Source organism: Pseudomonas sp. Y39-6 (genome assembly GCF_023651955.1).
Classification (GTDB): domain Bacteria; phylum Pseudomonadota; class Gammaproteobacteria; order Pseudomonadales; family Pseudomonadaceae; genus Aquipseudomonas; species Aquipseudomonas veronii.
Map to the genome: position 1 here is coordinate 3,887,147 of NZ_CP069594.1, position 19,413 is coordinate 3,906,559.

Genomic DNA, 19,413 nt, shown 5'->3' on the forward strand with positions numbered 1-19,413 from the left:
ATCGACTTGCTCGCCACCGAAATCGGTAATCTCATCCAGCGAGTTGGATGGAACAGTGTGATGCTCGAGTTTGCCGAGAACATCGACGAGTTGCTGTACCAAGCCAAGCACAATGGTCGGATGCGCGCGGAGCTTGTTGATGCCGACAACAAATCCCAGGCAAAAAAAATCCCAAGTAGCTGATGGAAACTTGGGATTTAAAAAATGCATAAACCGTGGGAGGTGAACGCCCGGCTATAGTACCGATTGCCTAATCCCGTAACAAGATGGTTTTAATCCTTTCGTCGGAATAAAACAATCGTAAGTCCTTCAATAACCACACATTTATCAAGGTAGGGAGGTATATAAGTGCCACTTTTTGGTGCAAATACCATCGCGACTTTGAAGTACTATTCCCCTTTATAAAGAAGGGTTATCAATCGATCTCGGCGTCAGACTTTTCGATGACTGTCCGCTCAACTGTTTGCACGTATTGCTAAGTTCAATCCTGTTTGCCGACGCGGCACTGGCCACGCGCTCCACTTGCCTGCAGAGAGCCAGGTACTCGACGGTCTGTTCACGCTGGCGGTCGACTTTGGCATTGAGTTGTACGAAATAGATCCCCAGCAACACCGCAACGCACAACACCGCGACTGCGAAGTAGCGCAAGCTGTCGGGCGACCGGGGCTCCGGAGGGGTCATCATTTTAGTGCGCCCTGCTCTTCCGGCAGCGAACGTCGGCGATCAGGAACAGCGCGGCGACATCATCCGACGTCGCCCCGGGAAAAAGCGTTTGCATACCAGCCTCCTCAATGACGGGGGCAATTGTATGCAAATAGAAACACTGAGATTGTCGTGGATTTGTAAACCGCGCTGCTCGACCAGCAAGAAGCGCCTTATTTGCGCGCCACTTTGTAGCGCACGCAATCCTGATAGAAACTCAGGCGAATCGCCTCGGGCTTGAGCCGTGAACGGCTGTCATAGGTCTGCTCGGTGATGCCCATGGCCATCATCCGCATCCATGACTTGTTGAACTTGATGGTCTGGATCTTCTGCCGCGCGGCATACAGTGAAACGCCCGACAGCTTGAGTTCCTGTGCCCTGGCGGCCGTGCCCGCGCCCCAACTGCACATGTACTTGTCGCCCTCGCGCAACTCCCGCGCCTGTACGGCAGCCGCGCCGCCGGCCAGGGAACAGGCGATCAGCATGATTCCTACATTGCGCATTTGCTTCCTCACCTAACCAGCTGAAAATAAAAGCGATTCTGGCGAGAATTTTGTTACAAAGGGGCCACTAAATTGCCTTATCGCACGGATTGAAGGATCGCCACAACGCGGGCTCAACTCGCCGGCCGATATCTGGAAACCGGGCGGCAAGACGAGTGGTTTTATTTGCGCGAACGATGACGGGCGGTCTCGCAATCGGTCGGATCGACTTTTTGGGTAGCCCTTTCAATTGCTTTTTCGCGGGATTTTCCCTGGGTGTGTCAGCCCCTTCTGATTTTTCCAGCCGTTCGTCCAGCGTCTTTTTTCCGCGGCAGACTCCGACGTCTTACCCTTCGCCGAGACGTCACGGATGACTAACGCTTCCCACATTGCCTTTATCACACCTGAGCTGGATGGCATGCATCAACGCCGGGCCGAGTATCCCCAGCAGGTCAACGCCGGGTATGGCGCACTGGATTCGCTGAGGCTGACCGATGCCGCACTGGACGGGCTCCTGCCGTTCGAATGGACGCGGTGCTATCACCCCCGTGCGGTGGATGTGGACTGCGGATTGGGGGTTTGCTGGAGCCACTCGCTGGCGCATCGGCTGACGCTGACAGACGCCTCGGCGGTGTGGATCGACCATGAGCACCGATCGACCGCCCTGCCCTTACCGACCGAGGCGCGACCGACAACCGGCAATCGCCAGGCCGACGCCGCGATCTACCTGGGGGCGCCGCCGGATGAGCTGGTGCTGTGCCAGGCATCGCGCTTCTACCACTTCTGCCACGGTGTGCTGACCGCGATCAGCGATGCCTACGGCAACCGGCTGCGAATTGTCCGCGATGTGTTGGGGAACATTGAACGCCTGGATAACAGTGTCGGTCGCTCGCTGTTTTTCCGTTATGAGCGCGGCCACTTGGTGGCCCTCGATTACCAGGTTCAGCGGCCCGCGGGCGGTGCGGCAGGGGATTGGATGACCGAACAGACCGTGGTTTCCTACACCTATGACGACATTGGAAGACTGGTTTCGGCGACCAATGCCGTAGGGGAAAGCGAGACCTATCGGTACGACGAGCAACACTTGATCCTTGAACGCCAGTTAGCCGGCGGCGCGCGCTTCTTTTGGGCTTGGGAACGAGCTGGCAAGGCGGCGCGATGTGTCCGGCATTGGGCGAGTTTCTTGCAGATGGACACGCGGTATGCCTGGGGGGACGACGGTAGCGTGACCCTTCACAACGCCGATGGGAGTCAGGAAACCTATGTTCATGCCCCGCAGGCACGGCGGGTGCAGCGGGTGGGTCCGGATGGCGCCAAGCATTTCAGATCCTATGACGACAAGGGCCGTCTCACAGTCGAGCAAGACCCCCTCGGCGCGGTAACGGCGTATCAGTACGACGACGCTGGATGCTTGGTCGCTTTTTTTCCGGGGGAAGATGAGCCAATGTCCTACGAGTATGACAATGGACTCTTAAGAGTTGTACGTCGTGGCCAGGCAGTTTGGAACTACGCACATAACGACCAAGGCAATGTCATTCGTCAGACCGACCCCGATGGCAACGTTACCGACTATAGCTACAACCAGTATGGCCAACTGATCGGGGTATGGTTTCCCGACCATAGCTGCCTGCGGCGGTGGTGGAATGAGCGAGGGCAGTTGCTTGAAGAACACTGGCCAAACGGCAGTGTGAAGCGCTATCGCTATGACGATCTCGGTCGGAGGGTGGCGCAAGAGGACAAGCATGGGGTGGCGACCCAGTACCAGTGGGATGGTGTCGGACGATTGGTTCGTGTGGTCATGCCCGGCGGTGGCACGCGGGAATACAGCTACAACCCCTACGGAAGAATCACCGCCGAACACGATGAACTGGGGCACGTCACTCGCTACGAATACACCGACGGTCTGCCCCTGATCAGCTGCCGCATCAATGCGGACGGCACCCAGGTCAACTACCGCTACGACCACGTGCGATTGTTGCTCGCCGAAATCGAAAACGAAGTCGGCGAAATCTACCGCTTCGACTATCACCCCAACGGCCGGCTCCAGCAGGAAATCGACTTCGACGGCCGACGCACCGCCTATGCCTACGACCTCAACGGTCACCTGCTGGAAAAAACCGCACACGGCACCGACGGCAGTCAGCTCGTCACCCGTTACCGGCGAGACCACGCCGGCCGGTTGGTCAGGAAAACCCTGCCCGATGGCGGCATTGTTGAATATACCTACGACCGCCAGGGCAACCTCCTCAGCGTCGACGACGGCTACCGCCCGCTTACCTACGAATACGACCCGCAAAACCGCCTGATCGTCGAACACCAGGGCTGGGGCACACTCCGTTATGGCTACGACGCCTGCGGCCGACTCAAATACCTGCGCCTGCCAGACAACAACCAGCTAGGGTTCAACCATGACAAGGGCGGCCACCTTGCGACCGTTGAACTCAATGGCGCGCTGTTGACGTCTCACCTGTTCGACGCCGGCCGAGAACACCAACGCGCCCAAGGCAAACTGCTCAGCAGTTACCAATACGATGAGCATGCACGCCTGTTCAACCATGGCATCTGCGATATCGAAGGCACTCGCTACCGCCGCCAGTACAGCTACGACAAAGCCGGCAACCTCAGGTACTTGCTCGACACCCGCAAAGGCGAGCACCGCTACCACTACGACACGCTAAACCGTCTGGTCCGAGCTGATCATTCCCAGGCCCCACAGGAACGCTTCGCCTACACGCCGGCGGGTAGCCGTCTGACGCTCCAGGATGACCGCCACTACGACTACGACGCCTTTGGCAATCTCATCCGCGAACGGCGTGGCCAGGCCCACTCTGTCGTTACCGAATACCGCTACGACTGCCAGCAGCGCCTGATCGGCCTCACCCGCCCCAACGGCCAAACTGTCCACTACCGCTACGACCCGTTTGGTCGCCGCATCAGCAAAACCGTCGCCGGCACGACCACCGAGTTTTTCTGGCAAGGCGACAGACTGATCGCCGAGCACCACGCGCAACGGCATCGCAGCTACGTCTACGAACCCGACAGTGTCCGCCCACTGGCCCTGCTGGAAGGCTTCGGCCCACAGCACACCACGCCTTTCCACTACCAACTGGATCACCTTGGCACCGCGCAGGAACTCACCACGCCCGACGGCGAAATCGTGTGGTCCGCGCACTACCGCGCCGATGGCCGGATCACGCGATTGGACGTCGAAAAAATCGAAAACCCGCTGCGCTTCCAAGGTCAATACTTCGACCGGGAAAGCGGGCTGCACTACCATCGCCACCGCTACTACGATCCGGATAACGGGCGCTGCCTGACGGGTGGGCAGGATCAACGCCTATCGGTAAGCGCCCAACCCCACGGGGCGGGTCTGCAGGCGGGTGAACGCTCGCGGCGCGATCAGGCGATCAACTCCACGCCACCACCAACAACCCGGCGCCCAACAACAGGCACAACGGCGAATAAAAATACGTATCCCACCGTGCAAACCGCGAACCACCGACCTTTTTGAAAAAACCCACCAGCTCCGAATCGCCGATTGCCCTGGCAAACATGATCACGGCAATCGCGCTGATGCCCCATTGCAATGCGCCATGGGACACCGGCGAAAAATACAGCCCGGCCCGCAGGCAAACGAGCAAGGCGATTGCCACCAGGCCCATCGCCACCAGCAAGGTGCCCAATGCCGAAGGCTTGAACGCCAGGCGGGGGCCGCTGGCGAATTCGCCGGGAAGTTGAGGGATGGCGGCGAGGCTGCCGAGCTTGCCACCGGCGGCCCAGTACAAATGCACCATGCTGACAAAGGTGAAAATACCGACGATCCATCGTGCGACGATAAAGCTCATGGCGGCCTCTCCCGGAATTTGTGCGAAGTAGGATAGTCCCCCTGAGATTTTTTGCAGGCATTTCGTCGGCGGCCGATGGTAAAGTGCCACCCCATGAAAATCACCCGTGCCGACCGCTCGCTCATTGCCTGGATGCTCTACTGCAGCGTCCTGTTCAATGTGTTCGCGTGCAGCATTGGTCATGGGCAGATGGTGGGCATGCAGCTCAACGGCATCGGCGGGCAGTTCTGTACCGTCGACCCACGCACCCAGGCGCCCAAGCCGTCCACCCCCGCCGATGAAAGCCTGCCGACGCTGTCCAAGGCGTTTGGTTGCCCGCTGTGCTCGACCGGCGGCATGGGCCCGGCGCTGAACTCCAGCCTCAACGTCGCGGTGTTGCCGCAACCCCACGCACCGCCGCCGGCTATCGTACTGGCGGCTGACATTCCTGCCCGCTTCACCTGGCCCACGGCCCACCCACGGGCGCCGCCCGCCCTCGCCTGATCCTCGCGCTTTCTGATCTGCACTGACACCGTTTCCGTAAGGAAGTACGGGCGACTGTGCGTTGTTTTCAAGCAGGTTTTTCAGGATTCAAGCATGAAACATTTACCTCTGTTGGCAGGCCTGTTCGGCTGCCTGCCAGTCTGTGCCTGGGCGCTCGAACTGGCCCCGACCACCATCGATGGCGAACCCTCCCACGAACCCGGCCTGGCCCTGGACCAGTCCAGCGGCGTGGCATCGCGACTGGGGTTGAGCGTGCGCGAAACGCCCGCCTCGGTGGCGATCGCCAACCGCAATGACATCGAGCGCCATGGCGCCAAGACGTTCCGGGATGCAGCCAATACCTTGCCCGGTGTCAACGCCAGCGCACCGCCGGGGTTTGGGGGTTTTGTCTCGTATCGTGGGTTTACCAGCAGCCAGATCACCCAGATGTTCAACGGCATCAACGTCGCCACCGGCCTGGCCCGGCCGGTGGATGCGTGGATCTATGATCGGGTGGAACTGGTCGGCGGCCCCTCGTCCTTGATCAACGGCGCTGGCTCCGTGGGCGGTTCGCTGAACTACGTGACCAAGCTGGCCACCCGCGAAGAACAGGCCGCCGAAGGCCAACTGACCTACGGCAGCTACGACACCGCCGGCATGGCGTTCGGCCTGAACCACGCGCTGACCGACCCCAGCGCCGACGTGCAGCATTACGCACGCCTGGACGTCAGCCGCAACACCAACCACAGCTACATCGACCGCGACCAGCGCGACGCCTGGAGCGTAGCGTTTTCCCTGCTCAGCGACCTTACCCCCAACCTGTCCCATACCCTGGCCCTGGAATACCAGGACGAACATGAAGACAGCCCGTACTGGGGCACGCCGGTGCTGAACCCCAAGGCCGGCGAGCTGAAGATCGATAAACACAACCGTTTCAACAATTACAACGTCGCCGACGGTCGTTACGAACAGCGCACGCTCTGGGCGCGTTCGATCATCGACTACCGGATCAACGACAGCACCACGCTGAAAAACACCCTGTATCACCTGGACAGCCAGCGCGATTACCGCAACCTCGAGACCTACCAGTACAACGCCGACAACAGCGCGGTGAACCGCTCGACCGCGTACCAGGTGCGTCATCAGGGTGAGCAGAATGGCAACCAGTTCGAGCTGCGCCACGACAACCGCGTCTTCGGTCTCGCCACCACCTGGTCCGGCGGCTTCGAATACAAGGTCAACAGCACGACCAACAGCCCGCTGAGAGCCGCAGGCAACAGCACGGTCGATCCTGACCATTACGACCCGGGGTACTTTTACGACATCCCAGGCACCCGACCGGGCTTTATCAGCGACAAGACCAACGAGGTCACCACCAAAGCGCTGTTCGTGGAAAATCGCCTGGGCCTGACCGATAAACTGACATTGCTGACGGGCCTGCGCTACGACGCCATCGACCTGGATGTCACCAACCATGGCGCGATAACCGCCAGCAGTCCACGGCACTTCACGCGCAGTTGGGAGCCGGTGACCGGGCGCGCGGGCCTGACCTACCAGTTCATCCCGACGGCCAACGTGTACGTGCAATACAGCACGGCCGCCGAACAGCCGAGTACCACCACCCAGGTATTCGACGTATCGACCGGCAAACAGTGGGAGGTGGGCAGTAAATTCGATTACCTGGACGGTCGCGGTTCGGCCACCGTCGCGGCTTACAAAATCGAGCGCAAGGACTTTGCCGTCACCGACCCGCTGGACCCCACCAACAGCATCCCGGTAGGCGCACAGTCGTCCAAGGGCATTGAGTTGGCCAGTTCGTTGCGCATCACGCCGCGACTACTCGCCGAAGGCAACTTCGCCTGGGTGGACGCCGAGTACGACGAGTTCAACGAAAAAATCGCCAGCGGCGCGGTGGTCTCACGCAAGGGCAATACGCCGACCAATGTGCCCAAGCGCGTCGGCAACCTGTGGCTGACCTATGATTTTTCCGAGGATTGGCAAGGCGGCGTGGATGCGCGGTATGTGGCCCAGGTGTATGCGGATAACGCCAACACTCAGACAGTGCCGGCCTACACCCTGTTCGGCACATTCCTGCGCTACAAGGTGGACGCCCACACCTCGGTGACCGGCCGCGTGCGCAACCTGACCAACGAGGTGTATGCCGAGTTTGCCCATGTGTCGCCGGCGTATTACCTGGGGTCGCCGCGCACGTTTGAAGTGGCGGTGCAAACCCGCTTCTGAGGCTGGAATGCTAGCCAATGTGAAAGCGGGCACACGCTGACAAGCCCGCTTCCACATTCTTGCCCCGCGTTCTGCCGCAGGATGGGACGCTATTTCAGGCTGGCTTCAACCTTCTGTGCCACATCCTCCGTCAACCAGGCCTTCCACACATCAGGATGCGCCTTGAGAAACGCCAGCGCGACGTCCCGTGGCGCGGTGTGATTCTCGCTCATGCTCGCCAAGGCTTTGTTCAGCGGCTCGATCGGGAACTCGACTTTCTCGAAGAACCCGACAATCTGCGGATGTTCTTTCTGGAACGGCGTGGACACGCCGATACTCAACTTGGACGCCAAAGACCGTGTCGGCTTCGGATCGGGATTGTCCGCATCCGTCAGCGTCTTCCACGCCTCGGCATCGAACGCCGGCTCTTCCAGCTGGATCAATTTGTAGCGCCCCATCAAGGGCGTCGGCGACCAGTAATAGAACAGCACTGGCTTACCGCGACGAATCGAGGAAGTTATCTCGGCATCCAACGCCGCCCCCGAGCCACTGCGGAAGTTCACATAGCTGTCGTCCAGGCCGTAGGCCTTGAGTTTCTGTTTGTTGACCACTTCCGAGGTCCAGCCAATGGGGCTGTTGAGAAAGCGCCCTTTGCCTGGGGATTCGGGGTCCTTGAACACGTCCTTGTAACGCGCCAGGTCCGCGACACTTTTGAGGTCTGGTGCCAGGGGCTTAAGGCCTTTGGCGGGGTCGCCCTTGACCACGTACTCCGGCACCCACCAGCCTTCGGTGGCGCCCTTGACCGTATCGCCCACCCCGGCCACCTTGCCTTCGGCCTCGGCCTTGACCCACACCGGACTGCGGCCTGCCCATTCTTCGCCGATCACCTGGATGTCATTCTTCGCCAGGGCGGTTTCCAGGGTGATGGTGGTGCCGGGCAAGGTGTCGGTGGGCAGGTCATAGCCCTTCTCGACGATATAGCGCAGCACTTCGGTGATCAGACTGCCACTTTCCCAGTTCAGGTCGGCAAAATGCACAGGCGCCTGTGCAGCCGAAACCGGCAACGAAGCCACCGACAGACTCAGGCTCGCCAGGGACGCCGCCAACAGGGATCTCAATCCTTTCATGCCTTTGCACCTCACGTGTTCGCTGCAATAACGGACGGCTTGGCCGCCACTGCGCGAAGCCTCTGAATAGTTAAGTCAACTCAACTGTAGTAGAGGTTCCGGGAGATAAAGGCTGTTTGCTGTACGAGCGGGTTATTCGCTGGCCTTGAAGGTCACCAGTTCACCCTTGCGCCACTTGGCGGCCTTGCCGGTCACGGCCTTGAGGGTTTTGGTCAAGCCTTCCTGCAATTGTTCGTTGGCGGCAAACACCAGCATCACGCTGTGACCTTCCTTGAACACAATGCCCTGGCCTTCGGCCGAGGAAACAAAGGCATAGTCGCCCAAGCCATACACCGTCAACTTGATATCGCGGAACTTCAATTCAAACTTGCCACCTTCGCGACTGGGCAATACCGCGGCACGAAAATGATCACCGACCTTGAGTTCAAGGCGTTGTTTGTCATCCACGACCAATGCCGATTCAGTATCGATCTCGGCGATATAGATGCCTTCCGGTGTCTGTTCAGTGATGTAAACAAAACGGGATTGAAACTGCTTGACCAACTTTGCGCGCAAATCACCCAGCACGAATAACGCGTGCATATCCAGATTACTGACTGCCAAGGAAACGCCCCCAGATCAAAAAAAGCACTGTCCGCCGAAACGGGCAGCACAAAAAAGCGGCCATACCGGCACGCTGACACAACGCATTGATTAAAAACCCTGAAAAAACGCCCCTGCGGTGCCATAAGACTAATACAGGCATACACGACGAGCCTTATGCAGGCCATCGATCTTCACAGCAAATCACAGGTTTAACAGCCCGAGAAGACGGGTCGACCAGCTTCAGAGAATAACCCAATTAAAAAGCGCAGTTTCCGACAACCTGCACAAAACAAAACATCTGGAATGGAACCGAGAACCGATTGCCGACGACAATATTAAAACAGCAACACGGGTCAAAACCACCCGTTCCGCTGCTGGCGGGCCAACCAGATCGATCGACAGGAACTGACCATGCAACGACGTCAACACAACGCTACGTCTTCCAGCACTCACTCATCCTATCAAGACGAGCGCCAATACTACTGCTTGCACAGCCATGATGGGTACTCAAACTCCGTGCTTTATCAAGTTGTACCGGCCGGACGCAACTTCTTTCATATTCTGGAAGTCACCAGCGGCAGGATCAAAGGCTTTCGCAGCAACCATATCCGCGCCTGCGAACTGGCAAAAACCCTCGAGGCCGCCCTGCACGCCCCGCACGGCGGGATCGTTTCGTCACCTGGATGACTTTACCGCGCCGTCGCCCCTCAACAACTGCCATACTGGCCCGTCCATTGAAGTTTGCCCCGTGCGGGTCAGGTTTCATCAGTGCAGTTACCTTGAAGGGAAGGTTATACGTGACGGAATTTGATATTGGCGAATTTTTTATCCATGGCGAAGCCAAGGAAGTAGACGGAGAATTCCAAGCAGTTATCGTAATGCGTGCCAAGCCCCCCTTGACCACGATCACAATGCACCAAGTGGAAAAAGATCGTTGGTTCAAGACCGCGGACGCCGCCGCCGTCGCGGCAAAAGAAGCCGCCAGGGCCCTCAAGACAGCGGTGGACTCAGGGGCGTTGACCTCCTGAGAATCCGATAGAACTCTACTGCGCGACAAGCCTCCGATGCATACCCCCCCAAAACCGGCATGGAGAACGATATGGATGCGCCAGTACCAACCCTTGAAACCCTGTTTGATCAACTGGGCCTGGATTCCACCCCGAAGGACATCGACGCGTTTATCGCTGCCCATCCTTTGGCCGACGACGTCAAGCTGATCGACGCGCCCTTCTGGACGCCCCAGCAGGCTCAGTTTCTCAAGGAAGAACTTCGGGAAGACGCTGAATGGGCGATGGCCGTGGATGAACTGAACCAGCGTCTGCACCAAGCGCAATAACACCCCTCAATGCAGGCTGTCTGACTGTTCCATGCGCAACAGTGCTTGCCAGGCGGCCCTGCACTCCTCGGCTTCATCACGGCTGGCGAAGACGGTGCCACGCTGCTCACCGTTGAGCAGCACGACCCAACAAGCCTTCTGACCCAGCGCACGCAGGGTTTCGGGTACGCCACTGCCAATCATCACAGCGACATCGACTTTGTTTTGCATGGAGCTTCTCCGCAACAATCGTTAGCTAACTAACAACGGCGGCCATGCTACGTTTTTCCTACCCTCAGAAAAAGCTATCCCCTGGATAGCTCTATTGCGCAAACAGCAACAATCTCTAGTGCCTGGCCTTCGTGCCTTCGGGTTTATAGCCCAGGCGCAACCCGCCCCAATGCCGGCCCTTGACCATGATCGGCACCGACAAGTCGTGCATCAACTCACCGGTATCGCGGGTGTAGGTCTGCAACAGTACCGCTTGCTGATGGCTGCCACAGCGAATCCCGGTACGGTCGTCGAACTTGCGCTTGGTGCGATTCTGTAACGCATCCACCTGTACATCGCCGGTCAAGGGTTGGGAAAACGCCTTGTTGTGTGTCGGCACATACCCCTGTTGCGTACAGGCGATGGCAAATACCAAACCTTCGTGTCGCGGCAGCAGCGCCTCTTGAATCGCCGGCAAAACCTGATCGGTGTAGCTGTCAAAACGCGTGTGGTACTTGCTGGGGTGGGTGTTGGGGATCGCCGCGTAGTTGCGGTCGAACAGATCCTCCAGGCTGACGCGGTTTTGCAGTACATCAGCCTCGAACTGTTCGGCGATGCGGCTCGCGCCTTCGCGGGCGAGGTCGTAGACGCGCTGGTGATAGTCATCCAGCCCGACGGCGGCCAGGCGTTCGCTGATGGTTTCGGCCTGCCCTTCCATTTGCACGGCGGCATCGGCCAGTTGACGGGTTTGCTCGTCGCTCACCGTCAGGTCGCTGCGCATTTGCTCCACGGCATGGAACAGGCTGTCGAGTTGCGCCCGATTGGTCTCGGTGCCTTGGGCGATTTCGTTGACCTGCCCTTCGACATCCGCGGCCAGGCTGGCGATGTTCTGCAGTTGCTCACCGGCGTGCTCCACCTGCTCCACGCCGGTGTGCAGGTCCGCCGACAGTTGGCGAATCTGCTCCACCACCTGGCCGGTGCGTTGCTGGATATCGGCCACCATCACCCCGACTTCCTCGGTGGCGGTAGCGGTACGGCCGGCCAGCCCACGGACTTCATCGGCCACCACGGCAAACCCGCGCCCATGCTCGCCGGCACGCGCGGCTTCGATGGCGGCGTTCAAGGCCAGCAGGTTGGTCTGGCTGGCGATGGACTGGATCACCAGGGTCACCCGCTGGATTTCCTCGCTGCGCTGGCTCAGGGCTTCAATCATCTCGCGGCTGGCATTCGCGCGCTGGCTGAGTTGGTGCATGCGGGTGATCGACTGGGCCAGCACTTCGCGGCCCTCGGTACTGCGCTGATGCGCCTGGCTGGCGGCGCCCAGCGCCTGGTGACTGAGTTGGGAGGTGACTTGTTCGGTGCCGATCATCACTTCGGCGCTGTTGACGATCTGCTGGGCAGCGCTCAACTGCGACTGCAGGCGCGCAGCCAGTTGCTTGACCGAATAGGCCACGCCGGCCGCCGACAATGCGTTATGGCTGGTGGTATAGGACAGGTCGCGGGTCAAGTCGCCAATCGCATCGACCGCTTCGGACGGCGCCGCGCTGGGCGTGCGTTTTTTCAGACGGGGCAGCCAGATCACCAGCAAGGCCAGTGTCAGGCAGAGATAAATCGGCAGGCTGGCAAACGCAAGGCCGAGCAGGACCAGCACCACGGCGGTGCTCTGCAAAAGCGGCGTCAGCCAGCCGGGCAACCCGCGCACCACCGCGTGCGGTGGCACTGCTGCGCCCATCAGAGATCCGTCTCCAGCCATCTTCGTCACCCCACTGCTTGTCATTATTGTCTCTGCATTAAACGCCACTATCGGGCCATTATCTATGGGCCTTTAGTGGGGGAGCTTGCAACAGATCAATATAGCGGGCGTAACGGATATTTTCCCTGGGGAGCGCAGTACTCGCCCCCCAGCTTCAGCGCATCAGGCTTGACGCTGGTGCTTGTCGATCTGCTCGTGGCGCTCTTGCGCTTCGATGCAGTACTTGGTGGTCGGGCTGATCAGCAGGCGCTTGAGGCCGATAGGCTCGCCGCTGTCATCGCACCAGCCAAAGGAATCTTCCTTGATGCGCTCCAGTGCGCGCTCCAGTTGCGGCAGCATGCGCTGGTCGCGATCAATGGCATTCACCAACCAGGTGCGCTCTTCTTCCACGGAGGCGGCATCCGCCGGGTCGGCCGGGGTGTCCAGGCTCTCAATGGCGATGCGGTTCTGTTCAATGCGCTCGTGGTGTTCCACTTTCATGTCTTGCAGCAACTGCTCGAAAAAAGCGTGCTGTTCGGCATTCATGTAGTCATCCGCCGGCATGGCCAGCAACTTTTCCTTTGTCATTGATTTCTCTATAAAAAATACGTGCATTAAGGCGAATAAGGGAGCGTTCCGGTCAACCTCTGCAGGTCTCGGAAAGGCGCCATCCATTCCAAGCGCCACCCGGCACTCAATTTACGAGGGGCGGCAGTCTAAGGCCGACTTGAGGGCGCAGCAACTGAAAAGACAGGCATTTTTTCCAAGATAACCCCCAAAGGCACCAGGACGGGCTTGGCGAATGGTCATCGGAGTGCGTTTATAGCAAGAAATTCAGTGTTGTGGAGCTATATAGAAGACAAACGGTTGGATCTGACGAATACAGGCCTGAATGTGGGAGGGGGCAGGCCCCTCCCACATTTTGCACTGCGTCAGCGTTTTAGCTTGCGCTTGTTGCGATATTGGTCGATCACCACCGCCGCCACGATAATCAGGCCCTTGATGATGTCCTGGATATACGCGTCGACCCCGACAAAGGTAAACCCGCTGGCCATCACCCCAAGGATCAGCGCGCCGATCACGGTGCCGGTGATGCGCCCTACTCCGCCGGCCAGGCTGGTGCCGCCGATCACCGCGGCGGCAATCGCATCCAGTTCGTAGGACATGCCCATGCCGGCCTGGCCGGTGGCGGCACGCGCCGAGGCCACCACACCGGCCAGGCCCGCCAGGAGCCCGGCGATGCTGTAGACGATGATCAGGTGGCGCTTGACGTTGATCCCCGAGGTGCGCGCCGCCTGCATATTGCCGCCGATGGCGTAGGTGTACTTACCGTACTTGGTGTAGCGCAGGGCGATATGGAAGATCACCGCCACCACCAGAAAGATGATCACCGGCATCGCGCCATGCCCGATGGCCGTGTAGGAATCCGAGAGCATGCTCACTGGCTGGCCTTCGGTGTAGTAACGCGCCAGGCCACGGGCCGACACCATCATCCCCAGCGTTGCGATAAACGGCGGGATACCGGTCACCGCGATAATACTGCCGTTGATCGCGCCCGCCAGCAGCCCCACGCCGAGCCCCGCCACCACCGGAATCCACACCGGCAGGTCGGTCAGGGACGGAAACACCGCACGGGAAAAATCAGATGTTTGCGCAAGACTGGCAGCGATCATCGCCGATAACGCCAAGACCGAGCCGGAAGACAAGTCGATCCCGGTGGTGATGATCACCTGGGTCACACCGATGGCCAGCAGGCCGATGATCGACACTTGCAGGATCATCAGCACCAGACGCTGGGAGTTCATCAGGAAGCTCTGGTCTCGCACGATCCAGCCAAACAGCTCAAACACCAGGCCGATGCCGATCAGCACCAGGAAGATGCTCAGCTCGGTGGGCAAGCGCCGACGGTGCTTGACCGCTGCCGTGGCAGGCTTGTTGTCTGTTATTGCGTTCATAGCCAATCACCTTTTTATTCTATGGCGCAGGCCAACCGCAGGCCCGCGCGGCTGTCAGTGGACCGCGGTCATACCGGAGGCCAGCTGCATGACTTTTTCCTGGGTCGCGTCTGCACGGTCCAGGGTGCCCATCAGTTCGCCTTCATGCATCACCATCACCCGGTCGCTCATACCCAGCACTTCAGGCAGCTCCGAGGAAATCATGATCACCGCCATGCCCTCGCTGGCGAGGAATGCAATCAAACGGTAGATCTCGGCCTTGGCGCCGACATCGATGCCACGGGTCGGTTCGTCGAGGATCAGCAGGCGCGGGTTGGTCATCAGCCAGCGCGCCAGCAGGGCTTTCTGCTGATTGCCGCCGGACAAGGTGTCGATGCATTGCTCCAGGGACGGGGTTTTCACCCGCAGCTTCTTGCACATGTCTTCGCACAGCGCACGCAGGGCTTTCTGCTGGATAAACCCGTTGCCCGAGTAATGCGGCAACACGGCCATTTCCATGTTTTCCAGGACCGACAGGCACGGGAACAGCCCGCTGAGCTTGCGGTCTTCGGTCAACAGCGCAAAGCCTTTGTCGATGGCCATGTGCGGGTCGGTGATACGCAGCGCCTTGCCATCGAGGGTTATCTGCCCGCGAGTGCTTGGGCTGATGCCGAAAAGGGTTTCCGCCACGTTGGTGCGGCCCGAGCCCATCAGCCCGGCGATGCCGAGGATCTCGCCGGCATGCAGGTCGAACGAGACGTTGTTGAACACGCCGTCCAGGCCCAGGTCGCGCACCGACAACAGCAACTCACCGATGGGCGTTTCGCGCACCGGGAACAACTGGCTCAGTTCACGGCCGACCATCATCGAGATCAGGCTGTCGCTGTTCATGCTGTCGGCGCGCTGCAGGCCGATGTACTGGCCGTCGCGAAACACCGCCACTTCATCGGCGATGGCGAACACTTCATTCATCTTGTGCGTGATGTAGACGATGCCTTTGCCCTGGGCCTTGAGGTCGGCAATGATCGAAAACAGGTGGGCGACTTCCTTCTCGGTGATGGCGGACGTCGGCTCATCCATGATCAGGATGTCGGAATCGTAGGACACCGCCTTGGCAATCTCGACCATCTGCCGCTCGGCGATGCTCAGGTTGCCCACCTGCTCCTCGGGGTCGAGGTTGATGCGCAGGCGGGCGAGCAATTGGGCGGTGCAGCGGTGCATTTCGCGGTGGTTGACCATGCGCAGGCTGTTGAGCTGCTCGCGGCCGATCCAGATATTCTCGGCGATACTCATGTGCGGCATCAGGTTGAGTTCCTGGTGGATCATCGCGATCCCGGCCTTTTGCGCGGCCAGCGGCGTCTCAAACACAATCGGCTTGCCGCGCAGGCGGATTTCCCCGGCGTCGGGCTGGTAGATGCCGGCGATGATTTTCATCAGGGTCGACTTGCCCGCGCCGTTCTCGCCCATCAGCGCCAGCACCGAGCCTGGGCGCACACGCAGTTGTACATCGGCCAGGGCCACCACACCGGGAAAGCCTTTGCTGATGTTGAGGATTTCCAGCAGGTACGGTTCTTCCAGCAGCGACGGCTGGATACCGGGCGGCTGCGAGACAGTGGCTTGAGCAAGCATAGGGCGGTACTCCATCGACAGGGCGGGCACGACCGCCCTGCCGGCTTATTGTTGTGATGTAAGGGCTACTTGAAGTCTTTGACGTTGTCCGGGGTGATCAGCTTGAACGGGATGACAATGTTCTGCTCGATCGCTTCCTTCTTCGCCATCTTGCGCGCCGCCTCCACCGAGCCGACTGCCTGGCCCTTGGCATCCTGGAACACCGACACGGTCATTTCGCCCTTGGTGATCGCATTCAAGCCGTCCGGCGTGCCGTCGACCCCCGCAATCAAGACGCTGCCCGGCTTGGTGCCGGCCGATTTCAACGCCATGGCCGCGCCAATCGCCATTTCATCGTTGTTGGCCAGCACGGCATTGAATTCGCGGCCCTGGGTCAACCAGTCGTTGACCAGGGTCATCCCGCGGTCACGCAGCCAGATGCCGGTCTGTTCCTGCTCGATCTTGATCTGCGGGTACTTGGCCAGGACTTCTTTGATGCCCTTGGTCCGGTTGGTGGTGGAGTTGTTCGCCAGGTCACCGAGCAGGATCACCACCTTGCCCTTGCCCCCCAGTTTTTCGGCGATGTACTGCATTTGCAGCCTGCCGGCCTCTTCATCATCGGAGGTCACGGCCGCCACGCCTTTGGGCAGGTCTTTCTGGTCAGGTCGGCGGTTGACATAGACCAGCGGAATACCCGCTTCGAGCGCTGACTTGCTGATCCGCGCCGTGGACGCCGTGTCCACCGGGTTGACGATGATCGCGTCGACCTTCTGGCTGATGAAGTTCTCGACCTGGCTCAATTGCTTGACCACGTCGGCGCGCGCGTCTTCGAACTGCAGTTGCACGCCATCGCCCTTGGGGTAGGCCTTGGCTTGCTTGTCCATGAATTCACGCACATTGGTCAGGTAGGTGTCATCGAACTGCGACATGCTCACGCCGATCTTCAGATCGGCAGCCATGGCAAAACCGCTGGCCAGCAGCAGGGACAACGCCAGCGCGGTAAAACGGATCGGGGTCTTCATGAACGGTCTGTCTCCACTTTCTTGTTGGTTTTTTGGACGTTGCGTTTTTCAGAGCGAGGATGACGGCAGGCGGACGAGCGGTGCTCCCGGAATGCAGCACACCAGGGCGCCTTGGTTTTCGACGCACAGCACGTTGAGGAAGGAGAAGTAAAACGGCCGGGTGCGGGGCAGACCGCGTGGCGCAAGAGCTGGGCGTAAAACTCGCAGTACAGCGTTGAAGATTTTCATCTGACGGTACCTGGTTGTTTTTGATCTTGTTTTTGTTGAGTCGTCGGGATCGAGTCCGGAACGTACTTTATGCAACCTGGAAAAGACTTTATTGGAAAATAATTTCTATATCAACCTATTTTAGAATTTTATTCTATTTTTGTCGAAACCACCTGCTGGCGCTCGGCGCTCAGGCGTGCGGCGTCCAATATCCTTGTGGTTTCCAGCGCCTCGTAGGCGTCCACCGGCAGCGGCCCCTGCCCTTGCACGGCGGCCTGCCACTGGCGATAGAACTGGGTCCAGCAGCCTTTTTCCGACGGCACACGCTCGCGCTCGGGGCCTTGTTCGAACCAGCCCCAGCGGCGGTGCTCCTCGGCCCCCCAGTGCTCGCCCTCGGTTTTGGGCGACTTGCCGGCCATCAGTGCGTCTTCCTGACCGTCCAACCCGTCGACGGTGTAGCAACCCAGGGTGCCGCTGACCCGCAAGCGCGGTGCCGGGCTGTTCTGCAAGGCGTTGCCCCACAGGTGGGAAATCACCCCGTTGGCGTGGGTCAGGGAGACAAAGAAGCCGTGGTCGATGCTGGGGTGTTCGGCGCTGTAGTGCAGTTGCGCGAAAACCCGATCCACCGGGCCGAACAGTTGCAGCGCCTGATCCACCAGATGGCTGCCCAGGTCGCGCAGCCAGCCGCCGCCGCTGGCATTGCCCACCGATTGCGGGCTGAAACGCTCGACGCGGGATTCAAACCGGGTGACAGCGCCGAGGGCGCCGGCGTCGATCAGTTTGCGCAAGGTCAGGAAATCCGAATCCCAGCGCCGGTTCTGGTAGACGCTGAGCAACACGCCCTGGCGTTCAGCCGCGGTGATCAGCACCCGGGCCTGCTCGGCGTTGGCGGCGAAAGGTTTATCGCTGACCACGGCGACGCCGTGCTCGATAGCCTCCAGCACCAGCGCCGGGCGACCTTTAAGCGTGGTGGAAATCACCAGGGCGTCAACGCCGGCCTCGACGATCTGGCCGATGCTGTCAAAGGCTTTAACCCCTGGAAGATCAGTGCTCAATTGCTGACGGCGCTCGGGTGAACGAGTCACCACACCAACAAAAGTAGCGCCGGGCAGGGTTGCAATCAGTGGCGCATGAAAGAAGCGCCCTCCGTGGCCATAGCCGACCAGTCCAATTCGCATACATTCACTCCTTCATTGAAGTGCACACCCAATCCAACTGTGGGAGGGGGCTTGCCCCCGATGGCGGTGGACCAGATCCAGATTCATTAGCTGACCCACTGCTATCGGGGGCAAGCCCCCTCCCACATTGACCGCGTGTTAGCCGTAGAAGGCAGGGTTGCAGTCAGTGGCGCATGAAAGAAGCGCCCTCCGTGGCCATAGCCGACCAGTCCGATTCGCATACATTCACTCCTTTATTGAAGTGCACACCCAATCCAACTGTGGGGGGGGCAAGCCCCCTCCCACATTGACCGAGTGTCAGCCGCAGAAGGCAGGGCTGCAGTCAGTGGCGCATGAAAGAAGCGCCCTCCGTGGCCATAGCCGACCAGTCCAATTCGCATACATTCACTCCTTCATTGAAGTGCACACCCCTCCCACATTGACCGCGTGTTAGCCGTAGAAGACAGGGTTGCAGCCAGTGGCGCATGAAAGAAGCGCCCTCCGTGGCCATAGCCGACCAGTCCAATTCGCATACATTCACTCCTTTATTGAAGTGCACACCCAATCCAACTGTGGGAGGGGGCAAGCCCCCTCCCACATTGACCGAGTGTTAGCCACAGAAGGCAGGGTTGCAGTCAGTGGCGCATGAAAGAAGCGCCCTCCGTGGCCATAGCCGACCAGTCCAATTCGCATACATTCACTCCTTCATTGAAGTGCACACCCAATCCAACTGTGGGAGGGGGCTTGCCCCCGATGGCGGTGGATCAGATCCAGATTCATTAGCTGACCCACTGCTATCGGGGGC

Annotated in this window: 19 protein-coding genes; 7 read left to right on the plus strand and 12 right to left on the minus strand. The window is 59.7% G+C overall.

The window, feature by feature from the left end; translation table 11 throughout:
* The first annotated feature begins 6 nt into the window (after positions 1 to 6).
* On the plus strand, positions 7 to 183 hold the full coding sequence (locus tag JN756_RS17525) for a hypothetical protein (protein WP_156422910.1): 177 nt from the start codon (positions 7 to 9) through the stop codon (positions 181 to 183).
* A gap of 692 nt (positions 184 to 875) precedes the next feature.
* On the opposite strand, the gene JN756_RS17535 is transcribed toward JN756_RS17525, so the two are convergent.
* Entirely contained in the window at positions 876 to 1,205 is a 330-nt protein-coding gene (locus JN756_RS17535) for a hypothetical protein (RefSeq protein WP_201021128.1), read from the minus strand.
* Between the two features lie 349 nt (positions 1,206 to 1,554).
* On the opposite strand from JN756_RS17535, the gene JN756_RS17540 reads away from it, so the two are divergent.
* A complete protein-coding gene (locus JN756_RS17540) occupies positions 1,555 to 4,695 on the plus strand; it encodes a DUF6531 domain-containing protein (RefSeq protein ID WP_442966354.1) in 3,141 nt (1,046 codons plus the stop codon).
* On the opposite strand, the gene JN756_RS17545 is transcribed toward JN756_RS17540, so the two are convergent.
* On the minus strand, positions 4,592 to 5,029 hold the full coding sequence (locus JN756_RS17545; protein WP_046383694.1) for a DUF3995 domain-containing protein: 438 nt from the start codon (positions 5,027 to 5,029) through the stop codon (positions 4,592 to 4,594). The genes JN756_RS17540 and JN756_RS17545 overlap by 104 nt on opposite strands.
* 93 nt (positions 5,030 to 5,122) lie before the next feature.
* On the opposite strand from JN756_RS17545, the gene JN756_RS17550 reads away from it, so the two are divergent.
* Together JN756_RS17550 and JN756_RS17555 are read left to right on the plus strand one after the other, a co-directional pair.
* Positions 5,123 to 5,512 (plus strand): DUF2946 domain-containing protein, encoded by a 390-nt coding sequence (locus tag JN756_RS17550; protein WP_046383695.1) that lies wholly within the window; start codon positions 5,123 to 5,125, stop codon positions 5,510 to 5,512.
* Between the two features lie 93 nt (positions 5,513 to 5,605).
* Positions 5,606 to 7,732, plus strand: coding sequence for a TonB-dependent receptor (locus JN756_RS17555; RefSeq protein ID WP_201021129.1), 2,127 nt, complete (start codon positions 5,606 to 5,608; stop codon positions 7,730 to 7,732).
* Positions 7,733 to 7,821: 89 nt separating this feature from the next.
* Here JN756_RS17555 and JN756_RS17560 read toward each other — a convergent pair whose 3' ends face one another.
* Positions 7,822 to 8,838 carry an ABC transporter substrate-binding protein gene (locus tag JN756_RS17560; protein WP_026139967.1) on the minus strand — a complete coding sequence of 339 codons (1,017 nt, stop codon included), beginning with the start codon at positions 8,836 to 8,838 and terminating at the stop codon, positions 7,822 to 7,824.
* 132 nt (positions 8,839 to 8,970) lie between these two features.
* Entirely contained in the window at positions 8,971 to 9,420 is a 450-nt protein-coding gene (locus JN756_RS17565; protein ID WP_017846547.1) for a hypothetical protein, read from the minus strand.
* Between the two features lie 414 nt (positions 9,421 to 9,834).
* Between JN756_RS17565 and JN756_RS17570 the strand changes: the two genes are divergently transcribed.
* The 3 genes from JN756_RS17570 (at position 9,835) to JN756_RS17580 (ending at position 10,759) form a co-directional block, all read left to right on the plus strand.
* A complete protein-coding gene (locus JN756_RS17570; protein ID WP_081610137.1) occupies positions 9,835 to 10,110 on the plus strand; it encodes a hypothetical protein in 276 nt (91 codons plus the stop codon).
* A 110-nt stretch (positions 10,111 to 10,220) separates the two neighbouring features.
* Positions 10,221 to 10,451, plus strand: coding sequence for a hypothetical protein (locus JN756_RS17575; RefSeq protein ID WP_017846549.1), 231 nt, complete (start codon positions 10,221 to 10,223; stop codon positions 10,449 to 10,451).
* 71 nt (positions 10,452 to 10,522) lie between these two features.
* The gene (locus JN756_RS17580) at positions 10,523 to 10,759 is read left to right on the plus strand and encodes a DUF2789 domain-containing protein (protein ID WP_017846550.1); all 237 of its coding nucleotides are present in this window, start codon (positions 10,523 to 10,525) and stop codon (positions 10,757 to 10,759) included.
* A gap of 6 nt (positions 10,760 to 10,765) precedes the next feature.
* Here the strand turns inward: JN756_RS17580 and JN756_RS17585 are convergent, their stop codons facing one another.
* The 8 genes from JN756_RS17585 to JN756_RS17620 all read right to left on the minus strand — a co-directional run bounded on the left by JN756_RS17585 (position 10,766) and on the right by JN756_RS17620 (position 18,629).
* On the minus strand, positions 10,766 to 10,969 hold the full coding sequence (locus tag JN756_RS17585; RefSeq protein ID WP_017846551.1) for a hypothetical protein: 204 nt from the start codon (positions 10,967 to 10,969) through the stop codon (positions 10,766 to 10,768).
* A 115-nt stretch (positions 10,970 to 11,084) separates the two neighbouring features.
* Positions 11,085 to 12,725 carry a methyl-accepting chemotaxis protein gene (locus tag JN756_RS17590; protein WP_372812720.1) on the minus strand — a complete coding sequence of 547 codons (1,641 nt, stop codon included), beginning with the start codon at positions 12,723 to 12,725 and terminating at the stop codon, positions 11,085 to 11,087.
* Positions 12,726 to 12,863: 138 nt separating this feature from the next.
* Positions 12,864 to 13,268 (minus strand): TraR/DksA family transcriptional regulator, encoded by a 405-nt coding sequence (locus tag JN756_RS17595; RefSeq protein WP_010564800.1) that lies wholly within the window; start codon positions 13,266 to 13,268, stop codon positions 12,864 to 12,866.
* Positions 13,269 to 13,612: 344 nt separating this feature from the next.
* Positions 13,613 to 14,635: an ABC transporter permease gene (locus JN756_RS17600; RefSeq protein WP_017846553.1), complete on the minus strand. Its 1,023-nt coding sequence runs from the start codon at positions 14,633 to 14,635 to the stop codon at positions 13,613 to 13,615.
* 54 nt (positions 14,636 to 14,689) lie between these two features.
* A complete protein-coding gene (locus JN756_RS17605; RefSeq protein ID WP_057004686.1) occupies positions 14,690 to 16,243 on the minus strand; it encodes a sugar ABC transporter ATP-binding protein in 1,554 nt (517 codons plus the stop codon).
* A gap of 65 nt (positions 16,244 to 16,308) precedes the next feature.
* A complete protein-coding gene (locus JN756_RS17610; protein WP_057004687.1) occupies positions 16,309 to 17,244 on the minus strand; it encodes a sugar ABC transporter substrate-binding protein in 936 nt (311 codons plus the stop codon).
* A gap of 48 nt (positions 17,245 to 17,292) precedes the next feature.
* The gene (locus tag JN756_RS17615; protein WP_079444050.1) at positions 17,293 to 17,472 is read right to left on the minus strand and encodes a hypothetical protein; all 180 of its coding nucleotides are present in this window, start codon (positions 17,470 to 17,472) and stop codon (positions 17,293 to 17,295) included.
* A 128-nt stretch (positions 17,473 to 17,600) separates the two neighbouring features.
* Positions 17,601 to 18,629, minus strand: coding sequence for a Gfo/Idh/MocA family protein (locus tag JN756_RS17620; protein WP_057004688.1), 1,029 nt, complete (start codon positions 18,627 to 18,629; stop codon positions 17,601 to 17,603).
* Positions 18,630 to 19,413: the final 784 nt, after the last annotated feature.

Excerpts from the sequence above, each read along its gene's own strand:
- JN756_RS17535 (WP_201021128.1), bottom strand. The coding sequence starts at position 1,205 with ATGCGCAATGTAGGAATCATGCTGATCGCCTGTTCCCTGGCCGGCGGC.
- JN756_RS17540 (WP_442966354.1), top strand. The coding sequence starts at position 1,555 with ATGACTAACGCTTCCCACATTGCCTTTATCACACCTGAGCTGGATGGC.
- JN756_RS17545 (WP_046383694.1), bottom strand. The coding sequence starts at position 5,029 with ATGAGCTTTATCGTCGCACGATGGATCGTCGGTATTTTCACCTTTGTC.
- JN756_RS17550 (WP_046383695.1), top strand. The coding sequence starts at position 5,123 with ATGAAAATCACCCGTGCCGACCGCTCGCTCATTGCCTGGATGCTCTAC.
- JN756_RS17555 (WP_201021129.1), top strand. The coding sequence starts at position 5,606 with ATGAAACATTTACCTCTGTTGGCAGGCCTGTTCGGCTGCCTGCCAGTC.
- JN756_RS17560 (WP_026139967.1), bottom strand. The coding sequence starts at position 8,838 with ATGAAAGGATTGAGATCCCTGTTGGCGGCGTCCCTGGCGAGCCTGAGT.
- JN756_RS17565 (WP_017846547.1), bottom strand. The coding sequence starts at position 9,420 with ATGCACGCGTTATTCGTGCTGGGTGATTTGCGCGCAAAGTTGGTCAAG.
- JN756_RS17570 (WP_081610137.1), top strand. The coding sequence starts at position 9,835 with ATGCAACGACGTCAACACAACGCTACGTCTTCCAGCACTCACTCATCC.
- JN756_RS17580 (WP_017846550.1), top strand. The coding sequence starts at position 10,523 with ATGGATGCGCCAGTACCAACCCTTGAAACCCTGTTTGATCAACTGGGC.
- JN756_RS17585 (WP_017846551.1), bottom strand. The coding sequence starts at position 10,969 with ATGCAAAACAAAGTCGATGTCGCTGTGATGATTGGCAGTGGCGTACCC.
- JN756_RS17590 (WP_372812720.1), bottom strand. The coding sequence starts at position 12,725 with ATGACAAGCAGTGGGGTGACGAAGATGGCTGGAGACGGATCTCTGATG.
- JN756_RS17595 (WP_010564800.1), bottom strand. The coding sequence starts at position 13,268 with ATGACAAAGGAAAAGTTGCTGGCCATGCCGGCGGATGACTACATGAAT.
- JN756_RS17600 (WP_017846553.1), bottom strand. The coding sequence starts at position 14,635 with ATGAACGCAATAACAGACAACAAGCCTGCCACGGCAGCGGTCAAGCAC.
- JN756_RS17605 (WP_057004686.1), bottom strand. The coding sequence starts at position 16,243 with ATGCTTGCTCAAGCCACTGTCTCGCAGCCGCCCGGTATCCAGCCGTCG.
- JN756_RS17610 (WP_057004687.1), bottom strand. The coding sequence starts at position 17,244 with ATGAAGACCCCGATCCGTTTTACCGCGCTGGCGTTGTCCCTGCTGCTG.
- JN756_RS17615 (WP_079444050.1), bottom strand. The coding sequence starts at position 17,472 with ATGAAAATCTTCAACGCTGTACTGCGAGTTTTACGCCCAGCTCTTGCG.
- JN756_RS17620 (WP_057004688.1), bottom strand. The coding sequence starts at position 18,629 with ATGCGAATTGGACTGGTCGGCTATGGCCACGGAGGGCGCTTCTTTCAT.